Annotated in this window: 13 protein-coding genes and 1 tRNA gene; 10 read left to right on the forward strand and 4 right to left on the reverse strand. The window is 34.8% G+C overall.

Features of this window, described 5'->3' with window-relative positions; translation table 11 throughout:
• The first annotated feature begins 38 nt into the window (after window positions 1–38).
• The gene (locus BUC31_RS06360; RefSeq protein ID WP_073242286.1) at window positions 39–2,834 is read left to right on the forward strand and encodes a 2-oxoglutarate dehydrogenase E1 component; all 2,796 of its coding nucleotides are present in this window, start codon (window positions 39–41) and stop codon (window positions 2,832–2,834) included.
• Window positions 2,835–2,859: 25 nt separating this feature from the next.
• On the forward strand, window positions 2,860–4,080 hold the full coding sequence (odhB, locus tag BUC31_RS06365) for a 2-oxoglutarate dehydrogenase complex dihydrolipoyllysine-residue succinyltransferase (RefSeq protein WP_073242288.1): 1,221 nt from the start codon (window positions 2,860–2,862) through the stop codon (window positions 4,078–4,080).
• Between the two features lie 41 nt (window positions 4,081–4,121).
• Here the strand turns inward: odhB and BUC31_RS06370 are convergent, their stop codons facing one another.
• Complete coding sequence (locus BUC31_RS06370) at window positions 4,122–4,571, reverse strand: retropepsin-like aspartic protease (RefSeq protein WP_073242290.1); 450 nt, start codon at window positions 4,569–4,571, stop codon at window positions 4,122–4,124.
• Between the two features lie 37 nt (window positions 4,572–4,608).
• Between BUC31_RS06370 and BUC31_RS06375 the strand changes: the two genes are divergently transcribed.
• From BUC31_RS06375 to BUC31_RS06410, 8 genes are all read left to right on the forward strand, one after another.
• Window positions 4,609–5,376 carry a TatD family hydrolase gene (locus BUC31_RS06375; protein ID WP_073242292.1) on the forward strand — a complete coding sequence of 256 codons (768 nt, stop codon included), beginning with the start codon at window positions 4,609–4,611 and terminating at the stop codon, window positions 5,374–5,376.
• A 22-nt stretch (window positions 5,377–5,398) separates the two neighbouring features.
• The gene (locus BUC31_RS06380) at window positions 5,399–6,430 is read left to right on the forward strand and encodes an asparaginase (protein WP_073242294.1); all 1,032 of its coding nucleotides are present in this window, start codon (window positions 5,399–5,401) and stop codon (window positions 6,428–6,430) included.
• A gap of 71 nt (window positions 6,431–6,501) precedes the next feature.
• Window positions 6,502–6,589: transfer RNA gene (locus tag BUC31_RS06385), tRNA-Ser, on the forward strand.
• Window positions 6,590–6,666: 77 nt separating this feature from the next.
• Window positions 6,667–7,416 carry a MotA/TolQ/ExbB proton channel family protein gene (locus BUC31_RS06390; RefSeq protein WP_027065007.1) on the forward strand — a complete coding sequence of 250 codons (750 nt, stop codon included), beginning with the start codon at window positions 6,667–6,669 and terminating at the stop codon, window positions 7,414–7,416.
• A 25-nt stretch (window positions 7,417–7,441) separates the two neighbouring features.
• Window positions 7,442–7,873, forward strand: coding sequence for a hypothetical protein (locus BUC31_RS06395; RefSeq protein WP_073242296.1), 432 nt, complete (start codon window positions 7,442–7,444; stop codon window positions 7,871–7,873).
• Window positions 7,874–7,887: 14 nt separating this feature from the next.
• Entirely contained in the window at window positions 7,888–8,511 is a 624-nt protein-coding gene (locus BUC31_RS06400) for an ExbD/TolR family protein (protein WP_073242298.1), read from the forward strand.
• Between the two features lie 22 nt (window positions 8,512–8,533).
• Complete coding sequence (locus BUC31_RS06405) at window positions 8,534–9,016, forward strand: ExbD/TolR family protein (RefSeq protein WP_027065004.1); 483 nt, start codon at window positions 8,534–8,536, stop codon at window positions 9,014–9,016.
• A gap of 77 nt (window positions 9,017–9,093) precedes the next feature.
• Window positions 9,094–9,762: a porin family protein gene (locus tag BUC31_RS06410; RefSeq protein ID WP_073242300.1), complete on the forward strand. Its 669-nt coding sequence runs from the start codon at window positions 9,094–9,096 to the stop codon at window positions 9,760–9,762.
• Here the strand turns inward: BUC31_RS06410 and BUC31_RS06415 are convergent.
• The 3 genes from BUC31_RS06415 to asnS are packed head-to-tail and all read right to left on the reverse strand — an operon-like array spanning window position 9,757 to window position 13,291.
• Window positions 9,757–10,362 carry a hypothetical protein gene (locus BUC31_RS06415; RefSeq protein ID WP_073242302.1) on the reverse strand — a complete coding sequence of 202 codons (606 nt, stop codon included), beginning with the start codon at window positions 10,360–10,362 and terminating at the stop codon, window positions 9,757–9,759. The two genes, BUC31_RS06410 and BUC31_RS06415, sit on opposite strands and share 6 nt — an antisense overlap.
• Window positions 10,362–11,819 (reverse strand): RNA polymerase factor sigma-54, encoded by a 1,458-nt coding sequence (gene rpoN / locus BUC31_RS06420; RefSeq protein ID WP_073242304.1) that lies wholly within the window; start codon window positions 11,817–11,819, stop codon window positions 10,362–10,364. Before rpoN ends, BUC31_RS06415 begins: the two co-directional genes overlap by 1 nt.
• 38 nt (window positions 11,820–11,857) lie before the next feature.
• A complete protein-coding gene (asnS, locus tag BUC31_RS06425; RefSeq protein ID WP_073242306.1) occupies window positions 11,858–13,291 on the reverse strand; it encodes an asparagine--tRNA ligase in 1,434 nt (477 codons plus the stop codon).
• Window positions 13,292–13,377: the final 86 nt, after the last annotated feature.

The following is a 13,377-nucleotide window of genomic DNA, read 5'->3' on the forward strand; positions in this document are numbered from 1 at the left end:
TTGTTAGAAATTTATTCTAAAGATACAGAAAGTAATTCATGGATAAATATTCCTTTTTGAATACCGCTCATACCTCTTTTTTTTCAGAGATATACGATAAGTATTTAGTGAATCCGGATAGTGTAGAGCCAAGTTGGAGAGCCTTTTTTCAAGGGTTTGACTTTGGTGTAGAAAGTTCATTAGATGAACTTGAATTTGATGAAAATCGAACTACAGTTTTAGTAAATGGCAATAAAAGTGAAATGCCAGAATCTCTTCAAAAAGAGTTTCAGGTAATTCGTTTAATTGACGGTTATAGAAGCAGAGGTCACTTATTTACGAAAACTAACCCGGTACGTGAGCGAAGACATTATGAGCCTACATTAGAGATTGAAAATTTCGGACTTTCAACGTCTGATCTTGAAACAGTGTTTAATGCTGGTGATATAATTGGTATAGGTCCAAATTCTTTAAAAGAGATTGTTAGACATTTACAAAGTATTTATTGCGATGCTATTGGTGTTGAGTATATGTATATACGAAAGCCAGAGCGTGTAAAATGGATACAAGATTGGATTAATGTCAATGATAATCATCCGAATTTTGAGGCTGATAGAAAAAAACACATTCTTAAGAAGTTAAATCATGCTATTTCTTTTGAAACCTTTCTACATACTAAATATGTAGGGCAAAAAAGGTTTTCATTAGAGGGTAACGAATCTTTGATACCTGCCTTAGATGTAATTGTTGAGCGCGCTGCAGAAATGGGTGTTAAGCAATTTGTTATGGGTATGGCTCACCGTGGTAGATTAAATGTGCTGACCAATATTTTTGGTAAGTCTGCAAAAGATATCTTCAGTGAGTTCGATGGTAAAGATTATGAGCAAGAGATTTTTGACGGTGACGTTAAATATCACTTAGGCTGGACTTCTGACAGAAAGTCTGATAATGGTAATAAAATCAAAATGAACATTGCCCCAAACCCTTCTCACTTAGAGACCGTTGGTGCAGTGGTGGAAGGTATAGCTAGGGCTAAACAAGATGCTCATTACCAAGACGATTTTTCTAAAGTTTTGCCTATTGTAGTGCATGGTGATGCTGCTATCGCTGGTCAAGGTCTTATATATGAGCTTGTTCAAATGGCTGGTTTAGACGGTTATAAAACTGGTGGTACTATTCATATAGTGGTAAACAACCAAATAGGTTTTACAACTAATTACTTAGATGCTAGAACATCTACCTATTGTACAGATGTTGCTAAGGTAACATTGAGTCCAGTGCTACATGTTAATGCTGATGATGCAGAAGCGGTAGTTCATGCATCTCTTTTTGCATTGGAATATAGAATGCGATTTGAAAGTGATGTATTTATAGATTTACTTGGGTATAGAAAGTATGGGCATAATGAAGGTGATGAGCCACGTTTTACGCAACCAAAATTATATAAAGCGATTTCAAAGCATAAGAATCCTAGAGATATTTATGCAGAGAAGTTGATGCAAGAGGGTGTTATTGATAATACCTATGTTGCTCAATTAGAAAAACAATACAAGGACTCTTTAGAGGAGAAATTGGAAGACTCGCGAAAAGAAGACAAAACTGTAATTACACCGTTCATGGCAGATGAATGGAAAGGTTTTGAGAATGTTCGTGAATGGGAAATGATGGATCCTATAAAGACCACATTTGCTAAAACAAAACTTGATAAAATTGCCAAAGTAATTACAGCTTTACCAACAAATAAGAAGTTTTTACGTAAGGTTGAGAAACTGGTTAAGGACCGCTACAATATGTATTTTGAAGCGGATAAACTTGACTGGGCAATGGGAGAACTTTTGGCTTATGGTAGTTTATTAGAAGAAGGTTTCGCGGTTCGTATGTCTGGACAAGATGTAGAGCGTGGTACTTTTTCTCACCGTCATGCGGTTATGAAAGTGGAAGCAAGTGAGGAAGAGGTTATTTTGCTAAATCAGTTATCTGAAAAGCAGGCTAAATTTCAGATTTATAATTCACTTTTATCAGAATATGGTGTGGTAGGTTTTGATTATGGTTATGCCATGGCAAGCCCTAATACATTAACTATTTGGGAAGCGCAATTTGGAGATTTCAGTAATGGAGCCCAAATTATGATCGACCAATATATTTCTGCTGCTGAGGATAAGTGGAAACTTCAAAACGGACTGGTAATGTTATTGCCACACGGCTATGAAGGTCAGGGTGCTGAGCACTCTTCTGCTAGAATGGAGCGTTACTTGCAATTGTGTGCGAAAGATAATATGTATATAGCAGATGTAACTACACCTGCACAAATGTTCCATATTCTTCGTAGACAAATGAAAGCTAATTTTAGAAAACCGCTTATCATTTTTACTCCTAAGAGTTTATTGAGGCATCCTAAAGCTGTATCTAAAATATCAGATTTAACTAATGGAGGTTTTCAAGAGGTAATAGATGATGAAGCTGCAGATCCTAAAAAAGTTAAGAGCTTAGTATTCTGTACAGGTAAATTCTATTATGATCTTTTGGCAGTGAAAGAAGAAAATAAAAGGGAAGATGTAGCTTTGGTAAGAGTGGAGCAATTGTTTCCTGTGCCAGAGAAGAAAATGAAGGACGCAATTGCGAAATATAAAAATGCAGATGATATTGTATGGGCACAAGAAGAACCAAGAAATATGGGTGCTTGGAGTCATATGTTGATGCATTTTAGTGAGATTCAGAAATTCAGGATTGCATCTAGGCGTTTTTATGCCGCACCTGCAGCTGGTAGTTCTGTTCGTTCTAAAGCACGTCATCAGCAAGTTATAGATTACGTTTTTGACAAGACAAAGGACAATATGTCCAAACCTAAAAAATAATATAACATATCAAATTATAGAAAGAATGATTCTAGAAATGAAAGTCCCTTCGCCGGGAGAGTCTATCACAGAGGTGGAAATTGCGGAATGGTTAGTTGAAGATGGGGATTATGTAGAAAAAGATCAGGCAATTGCCGAAGTAGATTCAGATAAAGCTACTTTAGAATTGCCAGCAGAAGTTAGTGGTGTAATTACATTAAAAGCAGAAGAAGGTGATGCCGTAGCGGTAGGTGCTGTTGTTTGTTTAATTGATACTAGTGCTGCAAAACCAGATGGTGCTACAGAAGCATCTAGTGCTCCAAAAGAAGAGAAAAAAGAAGCGCCTAAGACAGAGAAAGCTCCTCAGCCTGCTAAAGCAAAAGAAACTTATGCATCTGGTGTTCCTTCGCCAGCGGCAAAGAAAATACTTAATGAAAAAGGAGTAGATAGTAAATCTGTTTCTGGTTCTGGTCGTGATGGTAGAATTACTAAAGAAGATGCAGTTAGTGCTGTGCCTTCTATGGGGTCACCAACTGGTGGTAACCGTGGTGAGTCTCGTTCTAAATTATCAATGTTACGTAGAAAGGTAGCTGAAAGATTGGTTGCTGCAAAGAACGAAACTGCAATGTTGACTACTTTTAATGAAGTAGATATGAGTGCTGTTTTTGAACTTAGAAATAAGTACAAAGAGGACTTTAAAAGTAAGCACGGTGTTGGACTTGGATTTATGTCCTTTTTTACAAAGGCTGTTGTTAGAGCATTAGAAATGTACCCTGCTGTTAATTCTATGATTGACGGTAAAGAAATGGTTTCTTATGATTTTTGTGATATTAGTATCGCGGTTTCTGGACCAAAAGGATTAATGGTGCCAGTTATTCGTAACGCTGAAAACTTAACATTTAGAGGTGTTGAAGCTGAGGTAAAAAGATTAGCTATAAGAGCACGTGAAGGTGAAATTACTGTTGATGAAATGACAGGTGGTACATTTACTATTACTAATGGTGGTGTATTCGGATCTATGTTGTCTACACCAATTATCAATCCACCACAGAGTGCAATTCTAGGAATGCATAATATTGTTGAAAGACCAATTGCTCGTGATGGAGCTATTGCAATTGCACCTATAATGTATGTTGCAGTTTCTTATGATCACAGAATTATTGATGGTAAAGAATCTGTAGGTTTCCTAGTAGCTATAAAAGAAGCTTTAGAAAATCCTGAAGAGTTGTTGATGGACAATAATGTAAAGAAAGCTTTAGAAATGTAAATTTTCTAATTTTTGATATATGTAAAAAGCGTTGGGTAATCTCAGCGCTTTTTCTTTTTTAAATAGATACACTTTTTATTGTAATCTATAATTGCCTTCGATTTTTTAAGAATATCAGCTCCTAATATTCCGTCTACCGGTTCTGCATGGTGGGCAGTTAAAGCTTCATTAACATGTTTTAAGTCGAATAATACAATCTCTAATTTTTTATACCGCCAAGAGTTTAATGTAATCGTGTTCTTTTTAGAGACCAAGGTCTCCATATTGGTAGCACCTGCACCCGCAGCTTTAATTATAGATTCTTCAGAAATTAGTTTAAAATGGTCAATGCGGTCCATACCAATACAGGTGTTAGAGGCTCCGGTGTCCAGAATAAATCTTCCAGGTACAGAATTTATCTCTGCATATATTTCAAAATGGTCGGTAGCAGTCAAAACTAAAGGTATGCGCACGTAATCTTTATCCTTCAAAAATTTTTTGAGGGTACTCATAATTCATTTTTTTCAAAGATAAGCCTATTTTTGCGGCATGATAATAACCGATACGCATACACATTTATATAGCGAAGCTTTCGATGATGATAGAAAAGAAGCAATACAAAAAGCCATTGATTTAGGAGTAGAACGTTTTTTTATTCCTGCTATAGATTCTACCTATACAGAAGGTATGTTAGCTTTGGAAAAAGAATTTCCGGGTCATATGTTCTTAATGACAGGCTTACATCCCACGCATGTGAAAGAAAATTTTGAGGACGAGCTGGCTCATGTTGAAGAAATGTTGGATAAGCATACCTATTATGCTATTGGGGAAATAGGAATTGATCTGTATTGGGAAAAGAAGTATTTAAAAGAACAGCAAATTGCTTTTAGAAAGCAAATACAAATAGCTAAGAAGCATAAATTGCCTATCGTTATTCATTGTCGGGAAGCTTTTGATGAGGTTTTTGAAATACTAGAGGAGGAGAAAGGTGATGATTTAAGAGGAATTTTTCATTGCTTTACTGGTACATATGAGCAGGCAGAAAAAGCAATTTCATATAATATGAAGTTAGGTATTGGTGGTGTAGTGACTTTTAAAAATGGTAAAATAGATACTTTTTTAAAAAATATTGATCTTAAGCATATTGTATTAGAAACCGATTCGCCATATTTGGCGCCTACACCTTATAGAGGTAAAAGAAATGAGAGTGCTTATATAGTAAATGTGCTTGAGAAGCTGGCAGACATTCATGGTGTACCCAATGAACAAATAGCTTTAGAGACTACGAAGAACTCTAAAGAAGTTTTCGGAATTTAATAATCAACTAAAATTTAGAGGTTTGGGTATAGAGAAAAGAAATATTTTATTGATTTACACGGGTGGTACTATAGGTATGATGAAAGATTATACATCAGGAGCACTTAAGGCCTTTGATTTTTCACAATTATTGAAGAATATACCAGAGCTAAATCAATTAGATTGTACTATATCTAGTTTTTCTTTTGAGCACCCTATAGATTCATCTAATATGAATCCGACGCATTGGGTGGCGATATCTGATATTATCACAGAGAAATATAATGAGTATGATGGTTTTGTAGTGTTGCATGGCAGTGATACTATGAGTTATACCGCTTCTGCATTAAGTTTTTTACTAGAAAACCTTACAAAACCGGTAATTTTGACTGGTTCTCAATTGCCAATTGGTGACTTGAGAACAGATGCCAAAGAAAATTTAATAACTGCTATACAAATTGCTGCTTTGTATAAAAAAGGTAAGCCGGTTGTACAAGAAGTGGGGCTCTATTTTGAATATAAATTGTATCGTGGTAATAGAACTACAAAGATAAATGCAGAGCAATTTCAGGCTTTTGCTTCATTAAATTACCCTCATTTAATAGAATCAGGAGTGCATTTGACCGTTTTTAATGAATATTTATTGCCTCAAAAAAGAAAATTAACGTTAAAATCTCATAGAAGTATGGATGATAATGTGGCTATTTTGAAAATATTTCCAGGAATTAACAAAAATGTTATAGATGCAATTTTGCAAGCTGAAAATTTAAAAGCCTTGGTTTTGGAGACGTATGGTTCTGGAAATGCGCCGATGGAAGAATGGTTTTTAGAGAAATTAAATAATGCAATAAATAAAGGTATACATATTATTAATGTTACACAGTGTTCTGGTGGCGCCGTTATGATGGGGCACTATGAAACAAGTTCTAGGCTTAAAAAAATGCAAGTAATTAATGGTAAGGATATTACAACTGAGGCTGCTATTACAAAGGCAATGTACTTGTTAGGTAGTGGTGTCTCTCATGAGTTGTTTAAAACCGTTTTTGAGACTTCTTTACGAGGAGAGATGGTTTAAATTTAACAGTGGTTTAATTTTTTAAACTAATATTTTTTTTGTTATTTGCCCACCCTTAAAAAAGGTATCTTAGAGAGGTGGCCGAGTGGTCGAAGGCGCACGCCTGGAAAGTGTGTATACCCCAAAAGGGTATCGAGGGTTCGAATCCCTTCCTCTCTGCAAGTAAGTTTTACTTTTTTTATATTGTTTTTTTTTTATCTTTAACCCTATTAACTAACTAATTTAAGTTCAGAAAAATGAAAAAATTATTCCCAAGCCTAGCAGTCGCTGGGGCATTTGTAGCAGGTACAAATATTGTAAGTGCAAAAGTAGCAGCAGTAGCTTTGCTAGTTCAAGAAGGAGCTCCGGAAGCGGAAAGAGGATTTACTCAACTATTAAAAGAGATGTTCATTACTGGTGGTGCCGGTTTCATGGGTATCGTACTTTTATGTTTGATCCTTGGTTTGGCAGTTGCTATTGAAAGAATTATTTATTTGAACATGGCTAGTACAAATTCTGCCAAGTTGAAACAACAAGTTGAAGACGCATTGGCATCTGGTGGTGTTGAAGCTGCTAAAGAGGTTTGTAGAAATACAAAAGGACCTGTTGCTTCTATCTACTATCAAGGTTTAGATAGAGCTGGTGAGAGCATCGAGTCTGCTGAAAAAGCTGTTGTTGCTTATGGTGGTGTTCAAATGGGTCAATTAGAGAAAAACGTTTCTTGGTTGTCTTTATTTATCGCTATTGCTCCAATGCTTGGTTTCATGGGTACGGTAATCGGTATGATTGCAGCCTTCCAAAAGATTGCTGCTGTTGGTAACTTAAGTGCATCTCTTATTGCAGGTGATATCCAGGTTGCATTATTAACAACGGTATTTGGTCTTATTACGGCTATTATCCTTCAAATTTTCTATAATTACATTATCGCTAAAATTGATAGCATCGTTAATGATATGGAAGACTCTTCGATTACTTTAATCGATATGTTGGTAGATCACAAAAAATAAGTATCACTTTTAATACCTAAAAATTATGCAAAAAATTATTAAAATAGCATTAATTGCTATAGGTGTATTAAGTGCTATACTATGGTATTTATTACCAAGTTCAGATATGCCGGCAGCTGAGGCTGCTTCAAGTGGAGCTTTGAACACAATGTTTATTATTACTTATCTTTTATTAGGGATAGCTGTTGTAGTAAGTTTAGTGTTTACTCTAAAAAACTTATTTGCAAACCCACAAGGTCTTAAAAAGACATTGTTCGTAGTAGGTGGTTTTTTATTAGTAGTTGGGATTTCTTATGTTTTAGCAAGTGGAACGGATGTTGATCCAGAATTCGCAGCTATGACAGATGAAAGTACAGTGAAGAATATTGGAATGGGATTGAATGTATTTTTTATCCTTACAATAATCGCAATACTTTCTTTAGTAGTACCAGCTGTTAAAAATATGTTTAGTAAATAATAAAATAAAAAACTATGGCTAGAAGAGCAGGAGCACCAGAAGTTAGTGCGGGTTCAATGGCGGACATAGCTTTCCTTTTACTTATCTTTTTCTTAGTAACTACTACTATTGAAACTGATGCTGGATTGGATCGTATGTTACCACCAATGGAGCCACCTACGGAAGCACCACCAATTATTAAGCAAAAGAACATTTTTACGGTTAATATTAACCGAAATGGTCAATTGTTGGTGGAAGATGAGATTCTTTCAATAGATAAATTGCGTGAAAGAGCAATGGCGTTTTTAGATAACGGTGGAGCACCATCAGGAAGTCCTGATTATTGTAGCTACTGTAAAGGAAAGCGTAATGCTGAATCTTCGGATAATCCGATGAAAGCAATTATCTCTTTAAAGAATGATCGTGAAACAAAGTATAGTACATACATAACAGTTCAAAACGAATTGGTAGGTGCATACAACGATCTTAGAAATAGAGAAGCTAAGCGTTTATTTGGTAAAGATTATGTTGCTATGGAGGCTGAGTATTTGAATCCTGAAACTGAAGATTCTGTTAAAGAAGAATTGAAAGAAAAGGTACAAAGAATACAAGGTTTGTTTCCACAGAAATTATCTGAAGCTGAAACTTCAAGCGAATAATTAATAAATTAAAAGTAACACTATGTCAAAATTTGCAAAGAAAAAAGATGGAGAGGTACCAGCGGTATCAACAGCTTCCCTTCCTGACATTGTATTTATGCTTTTGTTTTTCTTTATGACGGTAACCGTTATGAAGGATAGTTCCTTGAAAGTTGAAAACGTACTTCCGAATGCTAGTGAAGTAAAGAAATTGGAGAAGAAAGATCGTGTAATCTATATTTATGTTGGTAAGCCAACTAGAGAATATGAGAAGACTTTTGGTACAGAACCAAAAATTCAATTAAACGACAAATTCGCTAGTCCTTCTGAAGTTGGTGATTATATTTTGATGGAAAGAGCTAAAAAACCTCAAGAAATTCAAAATGTATTGACCACGGCACTTAAGGTTGATAAGAACGCTAGTATGGGATTGATATCCGATATTAAACAAGAGTTAAGAAAAGTAAACGCTTTAAAGGTAAATTATACTACCTATGAAGGTGATGCTTTCAATAATCTACAATAGTTAGTTAAGTAGAATATTACATTTTCAAAACGCTTCAAATTTATTTGAAGCGTTTTTTATTTCATTAACTTTACTTCATGCGTTTTGCCATTTTATTTTTATTAGTAGTTCTGCAATCTAATGCTCAAGTAGTATCAGATAGTATAGAAAGTTCACATTATTTCGAGGATCAGTTTTATGTTGGTCTATCGTATAACTTTATATTGAACCATCCAGAGGGTTCTAATCAACGTAACCTCTCTTATGGTCTACAAGCAGGTGTAATAAAAGATATTCCTTTAAATAGGGTAGGAACAAAGGCTATAGGCGTTGGGGCGGGCTTAGCTTTGAATAGTTATTATTCAAACCTAGTTGCCGATATTTCTGGAGATGATATTTCTTATAGTATAAATGATGATATTACTAGAAGTAAGTTAGAGACACATTTAGTAGAGTTTCCTTTAGAGTTTAGATGGCGAAATTCTACTGCAGAAGATTATAAATTCTGGCGTGTATATGGAGGTATTAAGGCTGCTTATGTTTTAGGAGCAAGGTCAAAATATGATTTAGGTGACATTAGTGAGGGGTTCAATAATACAGACTTAACTAAATTTCAGTACGGGCTTACCTTAAGTTTTGGCTATAATACCTTTAATCTACATGCTTATTATGCATTAACTGAGCTTTTTGATGGTAATGCATCTGTCAATGGTGAGGTATTACAATATAGACCATTACGTATAGGTCTTATTTTCTACATACTATAACCAGAATCTTACGGTCAGTAACTGAGATAATAGTCCTATAAAAAGACCGATTACAACTTCTATATCGGTATGTGCTTTTAAATATAGTCTTGCGGTAATAATGCTTCCAGTACATATGATGAGTAAACTGATTGCAATTATAAGATTGATTTCAAAATGAATGCTTAAATTAATGAGATACATTAATAGACCACTTATGCCAACGGTATGTAGGCTGGTTTTAAAATTAAATAGTAATAATAGTATACAGGCTATAGTAGCGCCTAATAGCCCAGTAAAGTAAAAATAAAGCTCACTTACGTAATTGTTTGGAATAACCTTATAAAGGATTAAAAGGAGTATTGACGCGTGAATATAAAGAGGGTATTTTCTTTCTTGAATAGAGTCTAAGGTAATGGAATGTACTAAACCCAAATTCTTCAATATTAAAAAGGTTATTATCGGGATAATAACGGTTAATATAAAAATGGGTAATATGCTAGCACTTTGGATTTCTAATGGGGTAAATTTAGGGGTGATTAGAAAATAAGCAACAGTACCACCTATAGGAATAAATAGTGGGTGAAATAAGTAGGAGATAAGATTGGAAAAAATCTTCATTAAATTTCTTTTCTCATACGTGCAACAGGTATACTTAACTGCTCTCTGTATTTGGCTACTGTTCTTCTGGCAATAGGATATCCTTTTTCCTTTAAAATGGCAGCGAGTTTGTCATCTGTTAATGGCTTTTTCTTGGTTTCGTTCTGAATAACTGTTTCTAGAATTTTCTTTATTTCTTTTGTAGAAACATCTTCTCCTTGTTCATTCTTCATTGACTCAGAGAAATATTCTTTTATCAACTTGGTGCCATAAGGGGTGTCAACATATTTGCTATTTGCAACCCTAGACACTGTTGAAACATCCATTCCTATTTCATCTGCAATATCTTTTAGAATCATAGGTCTCAAATTACGCTCATCTCCTGTTAGGAAATATTCTTTTTGATATTGCATAATTGAGTTCATCGTAATAAACAGCGTTTGTTGGCGCTGTCTAATAGCATCTATAAACCATTTAGCGGCATCTAACTTCTGCTTAATGAACATTACTGTATCTTTTTGAGACTTAGACTTATCTTTAGCTTCTTTATAGCCCTTTAGCATATTACTATACTCTCTAGATACGTGTAGCTCTGGTGCATTTCTACCATTTAGTGTCAGCTCCAATTCACCTTCGGTAATTCTAATGGCAAAATCAGGTACTACATGCTCTACAATTCTATTGTTTCCAGAATACGAACCGCCTGGTTTTGGGTTTAGTTTTTCAATTTCTCCAATAGCAGCTTTTAACTCGTCTTCGGTAATGTTATGTTTCTGAATTAACTTTTGATAGTGCTTCTTAGTAAAGTGTTCAAAAGACTTCTTCAGAATCGCTGTTGCAAGCTCAATTCTCGGTGTTATTTCTTTGCGCTCTAGTTGTATTATTAAACATTCTTCTAAAGATCTAGCGCCAACTCCAGGTGGATCCAACTCTTGAACTATAGAAAGTATTTTTGTAATGGTTTTTTCATCTGTATAGATGTTTTGGGTAAAAGCCAAATCATCCATAATATCGGCGATGGGTCTACGTATGTATCCACTTTCATCTACACTGCCAACTAGAAACTCGGCAATATTCCACTCGTCATCTGTAAGATAAACGGTGTTTAGTTGATTTAATAAATGCTGATTGAATGAAATACCGGCAGCATAAGGCACACTTTTTTCTTCATCATCAGAGCTATAATTATTCGCTTTGGTACGATAATCAGGAATTTCATCATCACTTAAGTAATCATCGATATTGATGTCTTCAGTGTTAATAGTTTCATTATCTACTGCATCATCGTAAACTTCATCATACTCATCATTAGTGTTTTCTAAGTCTTCTTTACCGGTTTCTAAGGCCGGATTCTCCTCTAATTCTTGATTGAGACGTTGTTCAAATGCCTGCGTAGGCAATTGAATCAGCTTCATCAATTGAATTTGCTGTGGAGATAACTTTTGAGATAATTTAAATGATAGATGTTGTTTTAGCATTACTTTATTCTAGTACTGGTAAAAGTAACTAAATCCGCTTAGAATTCGGCATTCTGTGGTGTTCTTGGAAAAGGAATTACATCTCTAATATTACCCATGCCAGTTGCGAAAAGAACTAATCGTTCAAAACCAAGACCAAAACCACTATGTTCTGCAGTTCCGAATTTTCTTAAATCTAGGTACCACCATAATTCTTTCTCGTCGATACCCAATTCTTTGATTTTTTCTTTCAAGACATCTAAGCGCTCTTCTCTTTGCGAACCACCAACGATTTCACCAATGCCTGGAAATAAAATATCCATAGCTCTAACGGTTTTTCCGTCCTCATTCAATCGCATGTAAAAAGCTTTAATTTTTGCTGGGTAATCAAATAATATTACAGGACATTTAAAATGCTTTTCAACTAAGTAGCGCTCATGCTCACTTTGTAGATCGGTACCCCATTCCTCAATAGGGTAAGTGAATTGTTTCTTTTTATTAGGCTTACAGTTTTTAAGAATATCTATAGCTTCAGTATAGCTTACTCTTTTAAAGTTGTTATCTGCTACGAACTTTAATTTTTCAATTAAAGGCATATCGCTGCGTTGCGCTTGCGGCTTGCTTTTTTCTTCGTCTATTAACCTCTTCTCTAAAAACTCTAAATCTTCTTGACAATGTGTCAATGTATAAGAAATAACGTTTTTAATAAAGTCCTCTGCAAGGTCCATATTGGCATCTAAATCGAAGAATGCCATTTCTGGTTCAATCATCCAAAATTCAGCTAAATGTCTAGATGTATTTGAGTTTTCGGCTCTAAATGTAGGTCCGAATGTATAAACTTTACCTAGTGCCATGGCATATGCCTCAGCTTCTAATTGACCAGATACTGTTAAATTGGTTTCTTTTCCGAAGAAGTCTTCTTTATAATTTACATCTCCATCTTCTGTAAGTGGAGGATTTTTTTCATCTAATGTTGTTACACGAAACATTTCTCCTGCACCTTCGGCATCTGATCCTGTAATAATAGGAGCGTGGAAGTAGTTGAAACCGTTTTCTCTAAAATAGTTGTGAATGGCAAAAGATAAGGTAGACCTAACACGCATAATTGCTGCAAAAGTGTTAGTTCTAATTCTTAAATGTGCCTTTTCTCTCAAGAATTCTAAAGAGTGTTTTTTTGGTTGAATAGGATATTCTTCTGGATCCGCAATACCTAACACTTCCAAAGCGCTTACTTGAATTTCTACAGATTGACCGCGACCCTGACTTTCAACAAGTGTACCTGTAATTTTTAATGCAGCACCAGTATTTACTTTCTTTAATAATTCTTCGTCAAAATTCTCAAAATCAACTACACATTGAATAGTACCTAATGTAGATCCATCGTTCAATGCTATGAATCTATTACTTCTAAAGGTTCGTACCCATCCTTTTATTGTTACTTCTTGTAGTAAGTTTTTACTTGCTAGTAATTCTTTTATTGTAGCTAAACGCATGATATTGAATTGAAAATTAAAGTCCCAAAGATAGGATTTTGTTAAAAAATAGAGGGTTTAAAAAGCGATATAAACAGTAGTTAAAT

Source organism: Maribacter aquivivus (assembly GCF_900142175.1).
GTDB classification, from domain to species: Bacteria; Bacteroidota; Bacteroidia; order Flavobacteriales; family Flavobacteriaceae; genus Maribacter; species Maribacter aquivivus.

Excerpts from the sequence above, each read along its gene's own strand:
- BUC31_RS06360 (WP_073242286.1), top strand. The coding sequence starts at position 39 with ATGGATAAATATTCCTTTTTGAATACCGCTCATACCTCTTTTTTTTCA.
- odhB (WP_073242288.1), top strand. The coding sequence starts at position 2,860 with ATGATTCTAGAAATGAAAGTCCCTTCGCCGGGAGAGTCTATCACAGAG.
- BUC31_RS06370 (WP_073242290.1), bottom strand. The coding sequence starts at position 4,571 with ATGAGTACCCTCAAAAAATTTTTGAAGGATAAAGATTACGTGCGCATA.
- BUC31_RS06375 (WP_073242292.1), top strand. The coding sequence starts at position 4,609 with ATGATAATAACCGATACGCATACACATTTATATAGCGAAGCTTTCGAT.
- BUC31_RS06390 (WP_027065007.1), top strand. The coding sequence starts at position 6,667 with ATGAAAAAATTATTCCCAAGCCTAGCAGTCGCTGGGGCATTTGTAGCA.
- BUC31_RS06395 (WP_073242296.1), top strand. The coding sequence starts at position 7,442 with ATGCAAAAAATTATTAAAATAGCATTAATTGCTATAGGTGTATTAAGT.
- BUC31_RS06400 (WP_073242298.1), top strand. The coding sequence starts at position 7,888 with ATGGCTAGAAGAGCAGGAGCACCAGAAGTTAGTGCGGGTTCAATGGCG.
- BUC31_RS06405 (WP_027065004.1), top strand. The coding sequence starts at position 8,534 with ATGTCAAAATTTGCAAAGAAAAAAGATGGAGAGGTACCAGCGGTATCA.
- BUC31_RS06410 (WP_073242300.1), top strand. The coding sequence starts at position 9,094 with ATGCGTTTTGCCATTTTATTTTTATTAGTAGTTCTGCAATCTAATGCT.
- BUC31_RS06415 (WP_073242302.1), bottom strand. The coding sequence starts at position 10,362 with ATGAAGATTTTTTCCAATCTTATCTCCTACTTATTTCACCCACTATTT.
- rpoN (WP_073242304.1), bottom strand. The coding sequence starts at position 11,819 with ATGCTAAAACAACATCTATCATTTAAATTATCTCAAAAGTTATCTCCA.
- asnS (WP_073242306.1), bottom strand. The coding sequence starts at position 13,291 with ATGCGTTTAGCTACAATAAAAGAATTACTAGCAAGTAAAAACTTACTA.